This window comes from Bacillus timonensis (assembly GCF_000285535.1).
In the GTDB taxonomy this organism is placed as follows: Bacteria; Bacillota; Bacilli; order Bacillales; family Bacillaceae_L; genus Ferdinandcohnia; species Ferdinandcohnia timonensis.
Genome location: NZ_HE610987.1, coordinates 367,977 through 388,988 on the forward strand (window position 1 = coordinate 367,977; position 21,012 = coordinate 388,988).

The 21,012-nt window shown below is 33.5% G+C and carries 17 protein-coding genes and 2 pseudogenes; 6 read left to right on the plus strand and 13 right to left on the minus strand.

The window, feature by feature from the left end; translation table 11 throughout:
- Positions 1-101 precede the first annotated feature (101 nt).
- Entirely contained in the window at positions 102-1,055 is a 954-nt protein-coding gene (locus BTHG_RS16115; RefSeq protein ID WP_010677766.1) for a zinc-binding dehydrogenase, read from the minus strand.
- Between the two features lie 154 nt (positions 1,056-1,209).
- On the opposite strand from BTHG_RS16115, the gene BTHG_RS25160 reads away from it, so the two are divergent.
- Positions 1,210-1,806, plus strand: coding sequence for a TetR/AcrR family transcriptional regulator (locus tag BTHG_RS25160; protein WP_083849159.1), 597 nt, complete (start codon positions 1,210-1,212; stop codon positions 1,804-1,806).
- Between the two features lie 415 nt (positions 1,807-2,221).
- Here BTHG_RS25160 and BTHG_RS16125 read toward each other — a convergent pair whose 3' ends face one another.
- The 3 genes from BTHG_RS16125 to BTHG_RS16135 form a co-directional block, all read right to left on the minus strand.
- On the minus strand, positions 2,222-3,157 hold the full coding sequence (locus tag BTHG_RS16125; protein ID WP_010677768.1) for a tetratricopeptide repeat protein: 936 nt from the start codon (positions 3,155-3,157) through the stop codon (positions 2,222-2,224).
- A 207-nt stretch (positions 3,158-3,364) separates the two neighbouring features.
- Positions 3,365-3,610 (minus strand): hypothetical protein, encoded by a 246-nt coding sequence (locus tag BTHG_RS16130; RefSeq protein WP_148361241.1) that lies wholly within the window; start codon positions 3,608-3,610, stop codon positions 3,365-3,367.
- A 180-nt stretch (positions 3,611-3,790) separates the two neighbouring features.
- On the minus strand, positions 3,791-4,327 hold the full coding sequence (locus BTHG_RS16135; protein WP_010677770.1) for a hypothetical protein: 537 nt from the start codon (positions 4,325-4,327) through the stop codon (positions 3,791-3,793).
- A 181-nt stretch (positions 4,328-4,508) separates the two neighbouring features.
- Here BTHG_RS16135 and kwaA point away from each other — a divergent pair, with 181 nt between their 5' ends.
- The 3 genes and pseudogenes from kwaA to kwaB form a co-directional block, all read left to right on the plus strand.
- On the plus strand, positions 4,509-5,102 hold the full coding sequence (kwaA, locus tag BTHG_RS16140) for an anti-phage protein KwaA (RefSeq protein ID WP_408605281.1): 594 nt from the start codon (positions 4,509-4,511) through the stop codon (positions 5,100-5,102).
- Complete coding sequence (locus BTHG_RS16145; protein ID WP_026021854.1) at positions 5,099-5,446, plus strand: hypothetical protein; 348 nt, start codon at positions 5,099-5,101, stop codon at positions 5,444-5,446. The genes kwaA and BTHG_RS16145 overlap by 4 nt, the downstream gene beginning before the upstream one ends.
- Positions 5,446-6,060 (plus strand): annotated as a pseudogene (gene kwaB / locus BTHG_RS16150) (anti-phage protein KwaB); the annotation flags it as partial. The gene BTHG_RS16145 and the pseudogene kwaB, both read left to right, overlap by 1 nt.
- 105 nt (positions 6,061-6,165) lie before the next feature.
- Here kwaB and BTHG_RS16155 read toward each other — a convergent pair.
- The 7 genes from BTHG_RS16155 to BTHG_RS16185 form a co-directional block, all read right to left on the minus strand.
- Positions 6,166-8,010 carry an AIPR family protein gene (locus tag BTHG_RS16155; RefSeq protein WP_010677772.1) on the minus strand — a complete coding sequence of 615 codons (1,845 nt, stop codon included), beginning with the start codon at positions 8,008-8,010 and terminating at the stop codon, positions 6,166-6,168.
- 12 nt (positions 8,011-8,022) lie between these two features.
- Positions 8,023-9,036 carry a PD-(D/E)XK motif protein gene (locus BTHG_RS16160; protein WP_010677773.1) on the minus strand — a complete coding sequence of 338 codons (1,014 nt, stop codon included), beginning with the start codon at positions 9,034-9,036 and terminating at the stop codon, positions 8,023-8,025.
- A complete protein-coding gene (locus tag BTHG_RS16165; protein WP_010677774.1) occupies positions 9,029-11,722 on the minus strand; it encodes a Z1 domain-containing protein in 2,694 nt (897 codons plus the stop codon). The genes BTHG_RS16160 and BTHG_RS16165 overlap by 8 nt, the downstream gene beginning before the upstream one ends.
- The gene (locus BTHG_RS16170; protein ID WP_010677775.1) at positions 11,706-13,187 is read right to left on the minus strand and encodes an ATP-binding protein; all 1,482 of its coding nucleotides are present in this window, start codon (positions 13,185-13,187) and stop codon (positions 11,706-11,708) included. The genes BTHG_RS16165 and BTHG_RS16170 overlap by 17 nt, the downstream gene beginning before the upstream one ends.
- Positions 13,188-13,283: 96 nt before the next feature.
- On the minus strand, positions 13,284-15,086 hold the full coding sequence (locus BTHG_RS16175; protein WP_042342084.1) for a DNA cytosine methyltransferase: 1,803 nt from the start codon (positions 15,084-15,086) through the stop codon (positions 13,284-13,286).
- A gap of 224 nt (positions 15,087-15,310) precedes the next feature.
- Positions 15,311-16,699 carry a 23S rRNA (uracil(1939)-C(5))-methyltransferase RlmD gene (gene rlmD, locus BTHG_RS16180; RefSeq protein ID WP_010677777.1) on the minus strand — a complete coding sequence of 463 codons (1,389 nt, stop codon included), beginning with the start codon at positions 16,697-16,699 and terminating at the stop codon, positions 15,311-15,313.
- Between the two features lie 12 nt (positions 16,700-16,711).
- The gene (locus tag BTHG_RS16185) at positions 16,712-17,578 is read right to left on the minus strand and encodes a DNA-3-methyladenine glycosylase family protein (RefSeq protein ID WP_010677778.1); all 867 of its coding nucleotides are present in this window, start codon (positions 17,576-17,578) and stop codon (positions 16,712-16,714) included.
- Between the two features lie 215 nt (positions 17,579-17,793).
- Between BTHG_RS16185 and BTHG_RS16190 the strand changes: the two genes are divergently transcribed.
- Both BTHG_RS16190 and BTHG_RS25165 read left to right on the plus strand, forming a co-directional pair.
- Entirely contained in the window at positions 17,794-18,306 is a 513-nt protein-coding gene (locus BTHG_RS16190; protein ID WP_010677779.1) for a DUF2269 family protein, read from the plus strand.
- A gap of 93 nt (positions 18,307-18,399) precedes the next feature.
- Positions 18,400-18,987: a lysozyme inhibitor LprI family protein gene (locus BTHG_RS25165; RefSeq protein ID WP_010677780.1), complete on the plus strand. Its 588-nt coding sequence runs from the start codon at positions 18,400-18,402 to the stop codon at positions 18,985-18,987.
- Between the two features lie 39 nt (positions 18,988-19,026).
- On the opposite strand, the gene pdaA is transcribed toward BTHG_RS25165, so the two are convergent.
- Both pdaA and BTHG_RS25170 read right to left on the minus strand, forming a co-directional pair.
- Complete coding sequence (pdaA, locus tag BTHG_RS16200; protein WP_042342165.1) at positions 19,027-19,803, minus strand: delta-lactam-biosynthetic de-N-acetylase; 777 nt, start codon at positions 19,801-19,803, stop codon at positions 19,027-19,029.
- Positions 19,804-20,214: 411 nt separating this feature from the next.
- A pseudogene (locus tag BTHG_RS25170) lies at positions 20,215-21,012 on the minus strand (DUF2088 domain-containing protein); the annotation flags it as partial.

Sequence of the window (21,012 nt, forward strand, 5' to 3'; positions counted from 1 at the left end):
GTTTTGTTCTAAAAATATAAAAGCCTGTGAAATTCCACAGGCTTTTTCATTTTTGAGAGGTATTTTATCTTAACCTCTCCCTTTATAAAGAAAACTTACATTTATTCAAATACAGCTACTAAGCGTCCTTTTACTTCATGGTTTTTCAGTTTTTCTATACCTTTGTCGACTTCTTCAAAAGGAATTGTGATAAGAGCTGGATTCATTTTTCCAGTAGCAAAGCAATCATATACACCTTTTAAGTCTTCTACGGACCCACCATTGCTTCCTAAAAGCTTAATTTCTTTTGTAATCATCAAGTAAGTATTAATATTCGATTCCAATTTACCCATACCAACAATAACAACTGTTCCTTTTGGTCTTACAGCTTCCAGTGCATCAGAGGTTGTTTGTCCAAAACCAGCAAAATCCACAATAACGTCACATTCTGCTTCTTTCATATCTAGAATAGTATCGTAAACTTTATGAGCACCTAGTTCTTCAGCAAGTTTTCGAGCCTCTGGAGATACATCTGTAGCGTATACTTCGCAACCTTTAATCAATGCCATTTGTAAAGCAAATTGACCAAGTCCACCGATTCCGATGATTCCTAATTTCGTACCTTCTTTAGCTTGTCCAATACTGAAAAGAGCACGATACGCTGTAATCCCTGCATCTGTTGAAGCTGCTCCTTCTACAAAGGAAACGCCTTCAGGAATAATTACTAATTGATCTGCTGGAACACGTACTTTTTCTGCATACCCACCGTCATAGTTATACCCAGCAGTTACTTTTGTTTCTCTATTCATTGGATTAGCCCCAACACGGTCTCCAACTTTAATACCTTCAACACCTTCACCCACTTCAATAACAACCCCAGCAAACTCATGCCCCATAATAACAGGACCATTTGGGAAAAGTGGCATCCAACCTGGATCTTGTAGTGCTGCAACGTCTGAATGGCATAGACCAGCAGCTTTCACGTCTATCACAACGTGACCTGGAATCGCCTTCGGATTTTCTTTTTCAATCAATTCTAGTGGTTTATTTGTACCTGAAAATAGCCAACCTCTCATACTATCTCCTCCAAATTGTTAAAATCTTATTTTTTAATAATTCTTGCTACACTTATAGTTTACTAGGTTTATCTTCCTATAAACCATCCTTAATATTTGCTATAATGTTGAGGAAACCAACACTTTCATCAAATCTGTCTAATAGGAGAGGAATATGATGAAACCCAATTCCAACCAAGCAATAAGGACAAAGAATTTCTTAAAAAAGGCATTTATTGAAATGGTACATAAAAAGGGATATAGTGCTGTTACCGTGAAGGATATCGTTGATTATGCGAAATATAATCGAACAACCTATTATGTGTATTATCAAAACATAAATGAGCTTGTTGAAGAGTTAATGGATGAAATGTTTGAAGCTATTCAGTTTTACAGCATGTCTAAATACCAAAGCGATAGTCAGTTAAAAGTAAAAGAGTTAACAACAAACTCCTTCGATTTGTTGTATTATATTTACGATAACCGTGATTACTTTACATTATTACTTTTAGAAGATACTTTGCCACACATTCACCAGCAACTACCTGAAGCAATATTTAATTTATTGAAAAATAAATTTGATATTCAATACGGGGTGTCTTCTGTTGATGATTACCACCAAAAGCGTTATATGGCATATGGTACGGCGGGGTTGATTATGGACTGGATTGCGCAGGATTTCAATGTGACACCCGGTGAAATGACAGATCGTCTCATCCGTATTTTTAATACCTTTGCAAGAGGGTTTGTTATAAAGGAAATCGATAATTAATAAGCAAAAAAGAACGAATCCGCCAAAATTTGAACACGTTCTTTTAATATAATTATGATAACTTCAACCTCACTACAGCTTCCACATGGCCTGGATGGTGATGGCAGATAATTATAGATGTAGTAGCGTTTCACCTTACTTTTTAATTAACAATCAAATTATTCATTCAAAACCCGATATTAAATCATGCCACCCGAAAGGTGAAAGTTTGTAATATCTTTCATGATAGGTTCCAAAACTGCAGTTTAACAATGTTTGAGAAAATTAAGATTGTTATATCTTTAACTGTAGTTTTATTATTTTTATTTGTTTGCGTTAGCAAAATGTTAACATTTAATTTAATGCACCTTTTAACTTTTGAAGATTTTTATTGATTTACTTCAAATTTTTCGACTTTCTAATATTAATTATTAGTTCAATTTATTTCTTGGTGCTTACCATGACACTTTTTAAATTTTTTCTTACTTCCGCAATAACATTTTTGTTTTGGGTTCATTCTTTTTCTTTCTGTGCAAAGTAAATCTACTATTTGCTGTAATTCACTGGTTTTCGGAATGTTATTATTTATTATAAATATTTCTAAGTTTTCCATTGCAATTGGATACCATCTATCTGCACAAATATGAACACCCAACTGATATGACTCAAAAGCAGCTTTATAATTACCTTTACCAACCAATGCAAGCCCTTTTGTCATATGAGCAACTGTTGATATGTCTTGTTTTATTATTTCATTAGCCAATTGTATTGCATCGTCAAATTGATGTTTTAGTGCATACCCATATGCCAATGTTACCTTATCTACTTCTAATTTCTCCAAATAAGGAATAGCAGCAATATATTGTTCTTCAGCTAAAAGTTTCTCCATAGTGTTATAGTCATCATCTGCTTGTTGAATTGTAACTTTAATTTCTTGTATTAGCCCATTTGGATTTAAGAAATCAATTTGCAAATTAGTCTTTATTGGCGGTAATACCTCTGAATGTATTTCTAGTAACTTATTAATCATATTTAGTATATAAACCTCACCATCTGATTTTAAGACCATCAATTCTTTAAAAAATTGATGAGGTTCATATGTGCGTGCATTCACAACTAGTTTTATCTCACCTTGATTTTTAACAATTCGATCCCATTCTTTTTTCTTTATAGTATCGTTGAATTTTAGCTGTAATTGGGCATAATCTATCCATCCAAGATGCTGTATAGTCATCATCGGAACCATAATATTTTGTTCTTCTTTCAACAGAACTGTTATTAATGTAGATTTTAAATTATTATATTTATCTTCAAATTGTTCAATTCTTAAAGCTCTTTCTTGCTGATCAAATTGATCCCAGCTTTCATTCATCTCTTTAACGGTTTTTAGAAGAGATTGTGTTAACTCATATGGTGGCCTTATTGTTTTCCCTACTTTTTCTTCAAGGTCAGATAAATTATTGATTATCTCTCTTTCAAAAGCTGAAGGTCCATTTTCTATAATAGGGCAAGATGAGGTTATTGCCTTTTCATTATTTTTGCCTAATATATATGTTCTTCTATAAGTTAATTTTTTAATTTAAGTTAAAATTTCATACCACTTACGCCAATCTCCTGATGACGCATATGGTGATGGCTCAATATTAAAGGTAATATTGCCATTAGGACGTATCTTTAACTTTAAGATATATGGTATATTTTCAGATTCAGTTTCATCTACTATCTGTAAAGTTAACGTTCTATTTAATTTGTCCTCATAGATTTCAGTCCAATACTCGGCTTTTAGGGGTGGTAAGTTGGATTCATGAGGTTTGAACTCCATCATGACCATACTCCCATCATTACGTTCAAAACCATCCAATTTAATATCCTTAATATTTATATCTTTAAATACTCTAAATGACTGCCCCGAGCTAGCTGATGCCAAATAAAGCGCCATGAAACCAGAATGGGGATAATCAGTTTTTTTATTTTAGTACTTATAGTAAATGTTTTTTCTTTATTATCATGATTTTCTACTTTTTTTTTCAATTTGTTGTTCTAATTTCTCTCTACTTTTTTCCTGAATCTCTGGATCTAAATGTTGAACCAATGATAGGAACGGACTTAGTTCCTTATGTAGAGTGTTTTGTATATTTTGCATTGCAAAAATACTTTCATTTTCTTTTGAAAGTACTGGGAACTTTGCTACATCCTGCATATATCCATTGAGTATCAGTAAGTCTAAAACAACTGCACGGTTTAATTGTGCAAAGTTTGGATCCATCTCTTGTTTGTTTAATAAATTATCCAAGACAGTCGGAGAATTACGTATTAATAGTAATCTATCATCTCTATCCCCATGAAAAACTCTATGTGAATATATTCTAAAAGATATATCATCAAATATATGACCAATACTTTCTGTTAAATATTTTGAACGGATAAATCTGAATATATGTTCAGTATACTTTAACGAATTAAAAACTAATCTACATGTTTCTTCATTAACAACTAAACTATATTGGCCATTTTCTGTATTAAATTCGAAAAGTTCTCTCAAACGATAAGTCCCTAAAATTTCTACTTGCAAAACACAGATAAATATAAAGAATTGTTTTTAAATAAAAATTCTATAGAAAAATAATTTTATTTAAAAATTTACAATCTGTTAATTATTGTTTATTCACCCAAAAAATAAAGAATATTTGATATAATTAATAAAGTGTTAGAAAAATATTGAGGTGATAATCTTGCTCAAAAACAAATGGGATAAAATAGAGCTTTATATTATATCACTTTGGTTACTATTTTTATTAATACTTATTGTTACTATCAACATACCAATTTGTTTTGGTGAAGGTTGTAGTTTTATAGGTATTAATAAAATTCTTACTTTAAATTGGATTCCCATTATCGCACTATGCTTTTTAATTTTCGGTATACTTTGCGTATTTAGATTTAAATATAAAATTTCTGGTAGTGAGCAGACCCCAATTATAATTAATAATATTGAAAATAAAAATTATGAACATTTAACTTTTTTATCAACTTATATTATCCCTCTAATTGCTTTTGATTTAACAAAGCCAAAATATTTAGTTGTTTTGTCTGTTTTGCTTCTTGCTATTGGAATTATTTATTTAAAAACAAATCTCTTTTATTCAAATCCAACATTAGCTATACTTGGTTACCGCATTTACAAAGCTGACGCTAAATTTAGAATCGAAAACCGTACTAATATTATTTTAATTTCCAGGGAAGACCTTGGAGTTAATCAAAGAGTGAGTTATAGAAAAATTGATGAAAATATTTATTATGTGAGGGTTATCAGGTGAATAAAACGGAGTTAGTAAATATTATTAAAAACTTTATAGATAATCATAATGGATTTGTAGCTGAAATACTTTTTGTTTTAAGGAATCCAGAAGGGGATATTTTAAAAAGAGCAGATATAGAAATTGTTGCCCAAACCAACGTTAAAAATGAATTTTTGGAAAAATTGAATGAAAGAATAGTCAGTAATGAAGACCTTAGTGTCTTACCTATTTCAAATATTGACGAAAGAAAAAATGTTTTATTTGAATATGATTTAGAACAAATTCCAGCAGGGTTGAAGATCTTAGAGGAACTCCAAAGAACAGAAGATTTTCCTTTTTTTCGTTCAATACTGATCGTTTAGATGCTATAACAGGAATAATATTTCTCATTCATTACAATGATAATACATTAATATCTTACAAAAGGAACTATCCAATAAATTTATATAAAAGAGATAGAAATGGTATACCTTTAATAAAATGGGGAAATGATACCAGATTTAAAGAAATGCCGGATGACATTTTAAGAATATATCCAGATTTTGATTTCTTTAGATTGAATGATGAACTTTTTATAAGAAATATTAATATTCTAGAGAAATTTTTTAGTTTTCACGAGGTTATTAAAACCACTGCGGAAAAAGCATTAAATGATATTGAAGCTGCAAATATTATCGAAGATATTGATTCACTAGGAGAAATGATAGAAGACATCACCTTTGCCCGTAAACTAACTAAAATTGGCTCACATTCTCCAGTCCTAAATAAAATACCTGCGAATACAATCATTGAGTTCGTTACCACCTATCCAACATTAAAAGGTAGATTTGAATTGAATGATGATAATACAAGGATAAAACTAAAAACTAAAAAATCTAAAAAACTTTTTTTAAAATTACTAAATGATGATTTTCTTCAATCTCAATTAACTGAACTTCACTATGATAGTCTTGCAAAAGAAACAGTTGAGATATAGTTAAATAATTTTTCACGGTAAAAAAGCCTTGTTATTCAAGGCTTTTTTACATTTCCTTACGTTATAAAAACCTTGTCATTTAAAAAAGTTTCTCTTTTCTATCGATTAGATCATTCCACTTAATACAGCGGACGACTCCTTAATAAAACCTTTCCAGCAGTCTTCCTTTTTTGCCCATTGTGTCACGTTTTGATCCCCTGCAGATTCTTTTAGATAATTAAGTGCATTACTTGCTATCGTTCGTACTATACCTTCCCATTTATCTGAAAGGTTTTGTTGCTGCCAAATATCCATTAAATTGAGTTCTTTTCCGTACAAATGCCTCAGCATAGCCACTGAGTAGTATATTACATTTGCCCTATAACCTTTTAAATTCATACTTTCAACAATTCTAGTCACAAACGTATTCACAATTTTTCTAGCAATTAGTTGCTTATAGTAGTCACTATCGATACTTACAATACTTTTGATTACCTCTCCATCATCATTGGTAACGGAACTTTGTTTCCAATATTGACTATTTAGATCCATGAATCTTTTAAAGGCTTCTTCCCCACCCTTACTAGAAACATGTGGATAGCCCTCCCAGGACATGAAGTATTTGGCTAATTCTACCTTAGTTATAACATTTTCTTTAGGAAATGTTTTTTTGAAAGCAGTTTGTTCTTTACCTTTTGAACGCCTATTTATATCAACCATATATTGTCCACGCGCACGCTCAAAATACCATTTTGACTCCTCTTTCCGATTATCCTTTGCTGGAATCCAGATGTTACGAGAAAATTTCTCAATATCTGACATAAACCGAGTATTTGCAAGTAAATCCGATTTATTAATTTTATTTTGAGTATTTGCATATTCTGAGATTTTTGCTATCATTTCATCTTCAAAGGCATGACGATCAATTTGTGTATCTTCGGTATCCATTTCTTCCGGAACATTTAATATACTTAATTTTGCTTGTATATAGACACCATCCAAATCTATTTCATTCTTAAATGCTTGATGAATTGATGCTGTTGTTTGACCACCATTAACAATTTGCCAACTTGTTAGTTTCCTTATTTTAAAGAGGTTTGAATCTCCAATTTGTTCAATATCCCCTGCTTTTGCAACGCTGGAGATGCCATTGTTATACGCAACAAATAATTCACGTTGTTCCTCATCTTTTAATGTATCTCTTATTCCCTTGTTTGTTCCTCCACGTGCCTGTAAAAAAGACCGTACATTCCGTTCTACTAGTTTTGGGCCCCAATCATCGTATAATCTAGCTAGAATTTTTGCAGGAATAAAACCTATATAGCAATCTATTAAACCCTTTTCTTTATTATTCGGCACATGCATCATTTGTAAATTTGTTCCATATTCTGATTCGAAATGAATATCAAATTCCCTAATACCTTGCTCTGCTTCAGATAACCTGAAAATACGATCCATATCCCACACGTGTATATTAACAGTTTCAACACCGGGAATATTTAAGTCAATTGGCTTATTAGAAAGATAGAATTTACTTGTTACTACGTAAATATTGACTTCTTCAATTTCACCTTTTTTATCAACAATCATTTTTGTAACATCATGGTATTCCATTGAACGATCCGCTAATTGCAAAATCATTTCCGCATTTGTGTAAAACCGCTTTGCCTTATTTGCATATTCTTTTAAGGAAGTCATATTTGCCACTGGTAGATCTTCCTCAAAAAAAGGCTCATATTCTACAACATACAAACTTAATATGCTACTATCTTCCTGATATAAATAGCCATTCAACTGGATTTTTGATTCTTTATTTCCAAAATAAATAATTGATGGCTCGTCTTCTGAACTTATATATGGTAATACTTCTTGCAGAAAAGGTGTTTGCCGACTACCTAGTACTCTACCCTTTTGTTCAACAGTATCTATAAATTCGTTATAAAAATCTAACTTTCTCCTTGTTTCATTCACATTGAATCATCCTTATTTATTCAAATTGAAAATATCCTCTATTGAAACTTCAAAACTTTTACAATGTGACAAATCAATTGAATAAGAAACATTTGAAATGCCCAATGGCAGGCTTTTTGAAGTCACCTTGGGAAATTCCTCGGTTGCATTAAATGCTAATTCTTCGTGTACAAAAAAGAAATTTTTGTCATAATCATCACCCAAAATCCCTACCTCCATTAGTAGTTCTTTGAACTTTACCGCTAAAGATGGGGCACGAAGAGTAAGCTTTTCCTCTATTAATTCAATCATATTACGTAACGACTTACCAATCGAATTATTTACCTCGACTTTTAATACATAAAGAAATAAATTATCAATTACCGGATTTAGCTCTAGTTGTAGTTCATTTGAGATCTTAATTTGGTCCCTTATTTTTGACGAAATAGTCTTAATCTCTACTCCTGCATTTTTATTAACAAAGTCGATTCGATTTTTTAAAGGCCCCTTCCAATCTTTTATTATCAAAGGTGGCTCTTGTGGAAATAATTCTAACCATCTATAAATATAATAGAGCTCCCCAAATAATCCCATTTCTTCTTCAAGTGTTAAATTTGTATCCCACTTTCTTTTAAAAAAGTTGTGCCATCGATCTAAGACTTCATATACTACAGTATAAAGAGGTATATCACTCTCAGTAATAATACGTTCTACCAAGAATTGTAAAACCCGCTCGAAAATTTCTTCACTGTCCTCTACATTTTGGGAAATCACTAAAAAGTTTTTTTCTTTGAGTGGACCAATTTGTGAAAAGTATTCTTGCCCAATCTCTATACCACGCCATTTTGGAAATGATTTTAATTGATCATCCTCCCAATTTTCACTTGTAATATCGATATAGATTCGACGTTGAAAATTCAGTAAGTCTATTCCAATTAGAATAAATGGTTTTTGAAAGTAGATTGGCTCTAGAAGGTAAATATCATCTGAGTCTTCATCTTTTGACTGTTCAATCATCAACTTGAATTTTTCTGATATATTAATCATTAGAACTAACCTGCCCAACTGTTTTATTATAAATATATTTACCTTCTTTTTTCATTCTTTCTTCAGAATCGCTATCTGGCACTTCAATAATCTCAGGGAATGAAAATGCTAAACCAATTGGCACAAGGTTCTCACTAAAATCAATATCTAACTTTCTAAACGGCTTGGCCTTTGGGTGTAACGGATAAATTAATAACAGCGGATTTGATTTTGACCTGAGTTTTATATTTGACTTTTTATCCTTAGTTGAATTTTTTAAATCAATAAACTCCTGATTAGCAGCAACAATTGCACCTAAATCGACAACTCCAATTCCTTTACTTTTATCTTGATCCATACTACGAATTACTGCACTTTCTATTGAGATTTTACCAAGGTTTACTTTCCAAGGAGTTATTCCATGCTCTATTGATTTTTGTTTTTTCAACGTAGATCTAGTAATATCCACAACAGCTATATTAAATTTGTCTAAAAGGTTATTTTTATTCATTTTACTAATATAGCTTGCAATCTTTTTACTATTAACTATTCGTGCTGAGGAAATGGTTTGATATTTATTTAAAAAGTTTATAATATTATGACTAGGTACATCTTTAGCGATATGATATTTAGTGTCTTTATCAATTACTTCAAATTTTTGTTCAACATTATTAAAAAGTTGAATAGTAGCTTTCATATTATTTGAATAAAATTCCATATTCTTTTCAAAACTACGCGTTTGTTGCATTGTGCCTGTATAGGATACAAGCGACTCTGCAGTACCCATCTTTGCAGGGCTAGTAACTGTCATAGAGTTATGCGTAAGCATTTTTATTGCGTATTCTTCTGGAGTCAAACCATCTTCTGCAAGCTTTTCAAATTCTTCCCTTAACTCACTCATGACAACAGCTAGATATTCAAAATTCTCCGCAATCTCTTCACTAGTATATATGCGACATAAATCCATGTATCCTGTTCGAAAACCAAACCAGCGCCCCATTTGCATCAATGTGTCGTACATAGAGCTACTACGATAATAATAAGAAACTGTTAACCCTTCTAAAGTGAGTCCCCTTGATAATTTATTTCCTCCAACTGCAATTACATAAAGCCCATTTTCTTTATATTTATCATATTCTAATGCATCTTCACTCTCTCCGTTAATCTCCATCACTTCTACTTTCCCTGCAACCACTTTAATTTGTTTGTAGACTTCTTCCCAGGAAAAGACCCGAAATTTACTTGCCGGTTCAATACTTTTTTGTACTTCTACATAATCATTTTCATATAGCTCTTTTAGCCTTGAAATATATTCACTTTTAGAATTATATATTATGTCATTTGATAACCTTTTGTAGAAATCGTTAATTACATTGCACATAGAGTTTTGAATATCAGTTAGTCTTGAAGTATGAATCAACATTGAATTATGTTCTTTATTTTGTCCCCTTAGATTTCTAATAGCTACGGAAAGTAGAAATGCTAATATTGCTTCCTGCATCGACTTCGGTACTGTTGTAAATAATGCTGCATCATCTTTTGTTCTCATTTTATCTAAGATATCTATATCTTCTGTGCTTAAGTGTCTAATAAACATGGGTTTGTTATCTTCCGTGTATCCAGTCGTATTAAAAAATTCTTCTGGACCACAATAACCATCCGGTTTAGGCAATGCAATAACAAAGTCTTTTGGATATAAGTCTTCTCCAACTTCAACATGGTTTGCGTTAGACTTAATTAATAAATTTGCAAATGGTGTTGCAGTATACCCAACATAGGCCTTTTGTTTAAATAAACTTAATAGTTCTCTAATATGACGATTAATTGTGCTTGGGTCATCAGTCTTTTTATTTGAAGAATCAACACTAGCCTGATCGGCCTCATCATCTATTATTAATACTGGAGGACTTACCTCAGAATGTTTAATACTGTTTCTTATTAAATCAATAAGTTTAGGTAGCACATCCTTTTGTTTTTTTACAACTGCCAAAATTGGTTTATCTAAATTTTTAATCCCAATAGCATTATTAGTCGAAATATCTTCCTGCACAGTCGTCCATGTCTCAATTTGCGTTCCTCCACTTCTTACAACCGCTACTCCTTGTTTTTCACCGGTTATACTATCAATAGTGCCAACTACTTCCCTTTCCAGTCTTAATTGTGTTTGTGAGCGCAAGTCATTGTGCATACCAGCTAATACAATTACTAATCTATAACCAACATCAAAAGCCTTATTAATTAGACCTGTAAAGTTAGCAGTTTTCCCCGATTGTACATGCCCTAAAACTAGGCCTCGCTTATCGAAATCAGTATAACTTTTAGGATTACCAATACTCTTTAAAATTTCATTCGTAGTATTATCAATACTCTCCACTGTCGAATGAGGCCAATTCTTTAAGTCTTTCAAGTATTTCTCGTAACGCGGCCAAAAATATGAATAGATGGGATTTGAACCCGTAAACCATGGAAGATTTTCATTGCTTCTCATAGTACTAATCTTACGCACGTTTATAGTTCCATACACTTGGTAGGTTTCTAAAGCTAACCCTTCAAAATCTACATTTTCTAAATTCCCATATTTTTTAGTGATTTGTTTTTCGGCTTCTTCAATTGCTTTTTGTATTGGATTATCAAAACCTAAATTTTTAAAGGTAGAATATAAGTTATCAACAATAGTATTATATTGTTCTCTAACATCTCGATTCATGAATGTTCACTTCTTTCTCGATGATTGTTTTAATTGTATAAAGCTCTATTCCCTCGAATCCAGCCATCACAGAGATTGTTTCTGCAACCTGTTCAACATTTAACTCAATACCCGACTTAAATAACATTTCAGCATAATCAAGGACCATTTTTTTTAATTTTTCATCAATTTGTTGTTCTTCTATTTTTACCAGATTAGCAGTCTTTAATAGATTAGTAGGTGAACCTAATTCTACAAGTTTAAGATATACATTTATATTCCGTCTAACTTCTATATCAACTGAATTAAGAATGCCTGTTAGAATTGGATGAGTTCTATTTAATATATAGGGGCTATTAGTATCATCTGTTGCAAGTTCCCAAGTATTTAAAGTACCTTTAATTCTATTTCCTGTACGATTTGCCTTTGTACGATATAACATCATCTCTTGTGATATCTGCCTATAATATTTTGCTATTGCTTTTAAATCCTCTTTAACTTCATCAGGAATTGAAATCATGGACTTTTTTACATCAATTTTCCAATCAGCATCTCCATCATTTGTAAACTCAACTTTAATTCTTACTAATTCGGATGGTACCTCCTTAGGAAACATACCATACCAGTCTCCAAAGCTTACCATTCTGTTTTCCCTGTAAATATAAAAGCCTTGTTGATCTCGCCATCCTTTTAAACCACCAGCATACTTATAATCCACTTGATTAAAAGTAGATGGATGTGGCAGTACATAAGGGGTAACCCTAACAAACTTATTATTAACTCTTAAGATTTGCTCCTCCCCCTCTACTCTTCTTGGATTGTCTTCTAAGAAGGGATTCCAAGGGTATATAGTGTTACCATTTATAGTAATCAACAAGCCTTTTTCTAACATCACATGAAAGACCATTTCTAAATATTTATGAATTCGTTTTACTTTTGAAAAAAAGCTTTCTTTTTTCAATACTTTTTTAGTACCAGCCCCACAAAAACGATCTAGTCTATCAATAAAAACAATTGTTCCACTATCTCCTTCTACCTTACCAATCTTACTTTTTATTTCATATGGGAGTGATTTATAGAGCAACCATTCATTTTTATCACTAACAAAGTCCAAATCCCAACAGCGTTCGGAAATCGTTCCATTCCTCTTGGTTATGACACATAAGCGTTTTCCCAAAGAAAAGGATGCTGTTTTTAAGCCCATTCCAAACCTTCCAAGTTCATCCTTTTCCCTCTTATCCCTAGGGTCTTTTGAACCAATCGTCATAGCCTTTTGTAATTCTGCCTCAATCATTCCAATTCCATTATCTTCTATTCTGATAAAACTTTCTTCATTGTCATATTCAAATTCTATATTAATAAAATCCGCTTGTGCATCTATACTATTATCGACTATATCTGAAATTGCTGTTTGTGCGTTATATCCAATACTTCTTAGAGCTTGGATAACGGGTGCAGCCGAAGGTTGTGTATTAATTGTGGTCATACATTATCACCTAATTTTTTACTTTTATATTATTGTATCAATATATATAAAATAAAAAAAGAAGCAAACCATACCAAATGGCTCGCTTCTTTTTTACTAATTAAACTCATTTTTGAGAAATTCCCTAGGCTTTTCTCCTAAATAATGCAGTATTTGCTCAGCCATTGCTCTAGCCATTAACGGTGGTACTGCATTGCCGATTTGTTGATACTGCTTATCTTTTGATCCTTTGAAAACGTAATTATCTTTAAAAGACTGTAATCTTGCTGCCTCTCTTATACTTAAAGCAACTGCTTTGGTAGGATGCTGCCACATAGACTTTCTAACATTAATAACTGTTGGAGACGGAAGATCGTAACCTAATCTCAGGTAAATAGTATTTTGTGTCCTAGAGGCATCTGCGTACGAAATCTCCTGAAGTTCAGTAGATAAACTGTGGAAATTTTTACCTCCACTTTTCTTTATTGCCTCAAATCGTTGTTTACTCAAAGGTTCACTGTCTGTATTAATATGATTATAGATAATATTTTCTTGCATTCCTGAACGATAATATTCTTGCATTCCAGTCATATTGTTGTCTCCAGTGTATGCTAATTTATTATCCTCAACGCTTTTGGCTGCATTGATATTTTCCAGGTCGCTTATTGCATCTCTTACAGTAAAATCTCTTTCATTAAGTTTATGTGGAAATGAGACTTCTTCACAGTTTATTATATTTGATTTTATTCCTAACATCATAAATCTTTGCCGTTTTTGAGGAACAAAAAAATGATTAGAACAAACTGTACCAGAAGTAATTTTGTATCCTAAGTATTTAAAAAACTCTTCTAAATAAACAACAATATTATATGATTTAACTTGAACTACGACTTTTATTTTTTTATCACCAATTACTATTGGATTCCCTGTTTTCATTATGTGTTCTTCTTCAATTTCTTTTAAGTATCTTAGCAATTGGTTTATTTCCATAAAGCTCCGAAGATTATGTAACAAACTTTCGTTGTTATTATTACTACCACTAGCTATCTTTTTGAAAGTATTAATAGCTAATTGAACTATTTCTGTCATCTTTTCTTCAAATTGTAATTCTCCAAATTCGTATGCTAACAATGAGTCAATAATTTGTTGTATTTCTACCAGTTCTTTCTTTTCTTTAGCAGAAATTGGGTTGTATGGTTTTTCCTTTTTTAATTTCCGAATCACACTTCTAATCCTTGAAAGTTCAATTGCGTTTGTAATAATAGGCTGAACTTTATTTTTCTGTACAATTTTGTTAATTAAATCTTTATTTTCAATGTTGTCTGTTTCCAGTAAAATTAATTCGTCATCATTCCAAAAAGGGGTTTCCCGACTATTTATCATTTTTAAATGCTTTTCAGAACTATAGGCATATATAGTACCATCCTCGTGTTCCGTTACAAAAAATTTATGAGTATTAGAATTCATCGTTTTAACGTTTTCCATTAAGAAAGCAACAGGTCTAACCTCATCTATAGCACGTGCAAATTCCTTTACGAGCTGATTATTACCTGAAATTAAATAGTTTTTTTGCCTATTTGCATTTGAAAAACCTTGGCACGGCGGTCCACCAATCACTACTGTTTCCAAAGGATTTAATTCTTTCTCCTTCATGAACTGCTTAAAATTAATGTTACTAATATCACTTATATTAGAATTGGGAGGTTTAATTATTACCTCTTTTTTACCTCCATGGTTATGTATATATGTTTCAATAGCATCTTTATTAATTTCAACTGCTCCAACTATTTCAAATTTCCCAGTCTGCTCAAAACCGTTACTTAAGCCTCCTGCACCTGCAAACAAATCTATAAGTTTAAATTTCTTTTCACTTGCCTTCAATTTTCTCGCTCCTAATATAAAACCTTCTTCTTGCAGCATATAACAACCGGATAAATATTACAATATTTAAGCTGAGTTTTTATATTGGATTTTTACTTGATTAGTTAAATTTTCATTCTTAATTCAGAAAGCCCCCATTAGTTCTTTCTAATAATTAAGCTAATACAATAACCTTATTTATTTTACACTAATCAAGAATAATATTTCTAATATATTTTTAAAGTTAATTAACTGCATTAACAATTAATACCTATTATTAAAAACTATTTCAACACCAATTTCGCGACTACTTCAACATGTGCCGTATGCGGAAACATATCAACTGGCTGCACATATTCCACTTTGTAAAGTTTCGACAATACTTGAATGTCCTTTGCAAGTGTGGAAGGATTGCAAGAAACATACACCATTTTTTTCGGTTTTACTTTTAATACGGTTTGCAAGAATTGATCGTCACAGCCGGTACGTGGTGGGTCAACGACGATAACGTCTGGACGCCAGCCTTCATTTACCCATTTTGGTAGGAGTTGTTCGGCTTTGCCTACGGCATAGGTGGCGTTTTGGAAACCGTGTTTTTTTGCATTTTTTCTTGCGTCTTCGATGGCTTCCGGGATGATTTCGATTCCTCGAATTTCTGCTGTACCATCCGCAAGCCATAGTCCGATTGTACCCACTCCACAATAAGCATCGACGATTTTTTCCTTGCCTGTTAATTGAGCTGCTTTCTTCACTTCATCATATAATTTGACGGTCTGTTCAGGGTTTAATTGGAAGAATGCACGAGCTGATAGCTCAAACGATAGATCTCCGAGCGTTTCTTGAATGACCTCGCTACCATGTAGATGAATCGATTCGTCTCCAAAAATGAGTGAGGTTTTTTGACCATTGATGTTTTGGATGATCGATTTGACTTCTGGCAAACGTTTTGTGATTTCTTCTATTAATAAACCTTTTCTTGGGATTTCCTTTTCAGCTGTAATGAGGACAAGCTGAACCTCTCCCGATTGAACGCCGACTCTCGTTACGATGGTACGGACGAGTCCTTTTCGATTTCGTTCATTATAGATTGATATTTTTAAGTCCTGAAGAATCATTTTGACTGTTTGTGTGACCTTGCTTGTTGCGGGGTGCTGAATCATACAGTCCGCAATATCAATGAGTTTGTGAGAGTTAAGGCCATAAAGACCTGCTATCACTTTTTGCTTATCAAGTCCGACCTGGAACTGACTTTTGTTTCGGTAGTTCCACGGGTTTTCCATTCCAATTGTTTCTTTTATATTGAGTTTTTCAATAGGTGTTTTACCGTAACGTTCAAAGGCTTGGACGACTATGTCCCGCTTCTCTTTTAATTGTTGACGGTAATCCAAGTGTTGCAGCTGGCAGCCACCACATAATTCATAGATTGGACATGGTGGCTTGACCCGATGCTCCGACTTTTTGCGAATTTTTTTAATCCGACCTTCAGAGAATTTTGGTTGAACTTTAGTTGCTTCTACGACGACCTCTTCACCTGGTAATGCCCCAGGAACAAAGACGACCTGCCTTTTAAAATATCCAACACCTTCTCCGTTGATACCGAGTCGTTTTATTGTAAGGGGAAAGGTTTGTCCCACTTGTAACTTTGCTTGGTTTTCTTTTTGCTGTTTCATCATACACACAACTTTCTATTCAATGCTGCGCCATAGATATAAGGAGGCATAACTTAGGTATGGCTCCCATGGCTTGCTGTATTCTTCCATTTGTTCATAGGTTGGCTTTTTATCGAGATTGTATAACTTTTTGATGGCATTTTGGATTCCGATGTCTGCTATTGGAAATAGGTTTGGCCTGCCCAACGCGAATAACAGGAAATTTTGTGCGGTCCATTTACCGATTCCCCTTATTTTTACGAGAGTGTCTATTACCTCTTCATCAGTTTTCGATTGGAGGTCTGCTAGCGTAAGCTCTCCTGCTGCAATTAGCTTCGACGTATCAATCACATATTCAGCCTTCCTCCCACTGAATTGCAACTCTCTTAAGTCTGCAACAGATAGTTGGGCTATTTTTTCTGGCCGGGGATGGATCCATGTTCCCTCAATTTCCTGGCCAAACGTCGTGACAAACCTTGATGTCAATGTATAAGCGAATGTCATGTTAAGCTGCTGATGAATGATACACTTCATCAAGCAATAATACGGATCGAAATCTAAGACCAGTGGTGTTCCGCGATGTTCTATGAAAATATCTTGAAGGTCTGTTAGTAAAAAATAGTCTTGGATGTCCTTTAATGGTACTTCCCATTGAAAAATATGAGAAACATATTGTAACGCCTGTTCCATCATTTCTCTTTGTGAACCAGTTATTACAAAAGTTGGCGAGTCGATTGTGCCCGTTGCTTTTACCGTAACAACCACAGGTTCATTTTTAACATAAAAAGGGACCTTCACCCAACGTTCATCTTTATTTAAATTGATAAGTGGATTTATTGCTAGCCTATCTAGGACGCGATCAAAATTATATGGTGGCTGTACATGCACTGTTTTCTCCCACATGGAAACCAACCTCAATTCATAAGTGTTAGTACACATTATACCATTTGTGCAGACAAAAAATCCCCTTTCGCGTATTCCAATCACTCACGGTAAAGTTTGCCTAATCTAGGACCTCAGTTGTAGTAAAAATTACTTCTGTGGCTCATTTTTCAATGTACTTCCTTGGAGTAGAATGAAAGGCGTCGATTCGTTAACAAATTGGAGGTATGCTTAAGATGAAAAAAATCGGACCTAAGGGTATGAAATGGTTAAAGATTATTCACGTTTTTTTAGTTGTTTTATTTTTTGGAGGAATTTTAAGTTCCCTTGCACTAAATCTTCACCTTGATTTTACTAAATTTGACGAGTCCTATCTGGGCTATAAAAATATCGTAATCATCAGTGATAATATTGTTCGGTGGGGTGCAATTGGCACTTTATTAATAGGGCTCATCTATGGATTTTTTACAAACTGGGGCTTTTTCAAACATCGATGGGTGGGTGTAAAATTCGTTCTATATATCATTCAAACGATTGTTGGAATTTTTATCATAGACAAGCTCATGGTTACAAATATGGAATTACTTGAAACACAACGAGAATTAGCTTTAACTAACCCAGAATTTATTCAAAACCACATCATTAGACAATATGCCGTCTATTTTCAGGTGGTAGTTACCATTTTCATTTTCATTATTTCATTCATAAAACCTTGGCGAAAGAAAAAGGTAACACAGATAAAGAGCTAAACCCGCAACTCCTTTTTAGGATATAATTTGAAGAATCAACCCTTTTTTTGTTACAGTAGGGTATAGTACAAATTAAACAAGGAGTTTTATGCAATGAAAAAGTTATTACTACTTACTAGTTTGATAGTTTTGTTGGCTGCCTGTGGGAATACTGATGAGAAGGCAAGTTCAACGCCAAAGGAATCTGTTAAGAGCACGGAAAATAATTCAGATTCTGGAAAAACCAGTGACAAAGTTGAGGTTTCGCAAAACACTAATGAGGAAAATACATCAGATTCAACTGTTGATTCCGAAGCTCCTGATACGAGCGTGGACGAGGCATCCGAAAATAGCGAACTGAAAAACCAATATTTAAATGACCTCAATACACTAGAGCAAGAAATTGAGAGTAAACCTGATGGCGAAACGCAAATTGAGATGGAAGAGATTGCAGCAGAAACGTATAAAGTCTGGGACGATGAACTAAATAAAATCTGGAAAGAACTAGAGAAACAACTTCCTAAAGAAAAAATGGATAAATTACGTGAAGATCAACGCCAATGGATTAAAGTTAAATATGAAAAAGCAAGTGAAGAAGCTTCCGAATACGAAGGTGGCTCAATGGAGTCATTAGTGGAAATACGCACCCAAGCACAGGTCACGAAAGAAAGATGCTATGAATTAGTGGATCTTTATATGTAAAAGGGTAAGGACTTAGACACGTTTCTAAGTCCTTTTTTGTTAATCTAAATCAAATAACAGTTCTTCTTTAATGGTTTTTTCGGCCATTAGCTGGTCTAGACTTCGGAAGATATAACCTTCTTCACGTAAATCATCGATTGCTTTTCCAAGCGCATCCGCATTATCTTTTGAAACCGTGTGAAGCAAAAGGATGGCACCCGGATGAATTTGTCTCATGATGTTGTTGTAGGCATACTCCCACCCACGTTGGTTATTAATATGCCAATCAACAAATGCCAACGACCAAAACACATTTTGATAGCCCAAATTGTTAGATAACGCTAATGTTCGTTCACTAAAAATCCCACGTGGTGGACGAAGATAGGTTACATCTTGCCCTGTTAGCTTTTTCGTTTCCTCTCGAACTGAATCCAATTCTTTTCTAAGCCGCTCGTCACTTACTCTGGTTAGGTCCGGATGATACCATGAATGATTGCCAACGATATGCCCATCCTTTGCCATTCGTTTGACAAGGTCGGCTTGGTCCTTTAAATAATGCCCAGTTACAAAGAATGTGGCGGGAACTTTTTTCTCTTTTAACACATCAAGCACTTTCTCGGTATACCCATTTTCATACCCATTGTCAAAAGTAAGATAGATGTATTTTTGCGATGTATCGCCAATATAAAATGCGCCATATTTTGCGAGTAATTTATCATACTCCTCACCAGCTGAGGCCGGTTCATGATTTTTGCTTTTTTTGAAGCCCCAATGGATTGGTGCGTTTGAATACGCTGCCGCCTGGTGTGCACCAGCAAATGAAAAGGTAACTGTCAAAAGAAGAAGTAAGCCACAAAGCCTTTTCAAAAGTAAAACCTCCCAAACTCCGTTAGTAGTAGAGTTAGTTTTTACCACATTTAGGGAGTTCATGCAGGGAATGAATTACCAAAAAGATTTTGTTGGGAGGTGGAATAAATTCGGACGAGGTGGAGGAGAAGTATCCGGGGCTAATTTAGTCAGGCGGTGCATACTGAGTGGTGCGGAATGTACCGCTAACAAGATGCGACCTACTACCTGCTAGCGGATTATTGCTGTGGGCACGTGACTCTTGCAGTACGTGTTATGGACATTTCTTTCCTTAGGTGCTTTCAAGTTTATAGTATTATTAAATGTTTATAGCCATAACTGCATCATTTAAACCCGTTTTGTGTGTATACTGTCTTTGCTTAATTCTAATAAAAGATAGCTTTACATAGGCAAGAAATAACCGTCTTCGCCAAAAGTCATTTCATGCTGATCCTCTAAGATTTCAATATTTTCTTTATCCTTTAATTCATTTAAAATAACTTGAGATACATATAGCTCTCCTATATGAAGTGTATTTGGGATTCTAACAATTCTTGCTTTTTCTGGAACTACACCCCAGTTTGCGCGTAAAGCTGCTTCTAGAGCTTCCTTGTCATTTTCGAGAATAATGGGGATATTTGCTCGAGATAAAAACGTGCTTGTAACAACATTTTCATTCATTGCCTTTACATCAATTTTGTCAAATAAGCGCTTTGTTGTTAAATCAGCTAGACCAATGCCTAATGCATTACCGTGACTTGCCTCACTCAAATTTGAAGCAATAATGTATTTTATTCTAGGATTATTTGGTTCTTCAACGCCTAATACGCGAATTCGTCCAATAATATTCGTGTCCATTCCTGTTCCACTATAGTTCTTACCAATTTCATCAACCACTAGGATATCTATTTCATCAACCGGAAGACCAGGCATTAGTGAAAATGCTTTTTTTAATAATTCACTTTCGCGTTCTTCAATATGGTCAGGTTCCATAGCTTCGATTATAGCTGTTTCTTCATAAGCGTTTTCAACAATAGCTATACCAAATAGGGTGTTAGAATTTCTGATAGCCATTTTTCCAACTTCAGGCATCATTTTACTTATTCCCTTAATACCATGTGAATGTAAAGCCAACGCTTGTTTGTGCTTCCCCATTCCAATCGATGCCATTTTCAAAATGCCACTTTCAATTTTATTTTT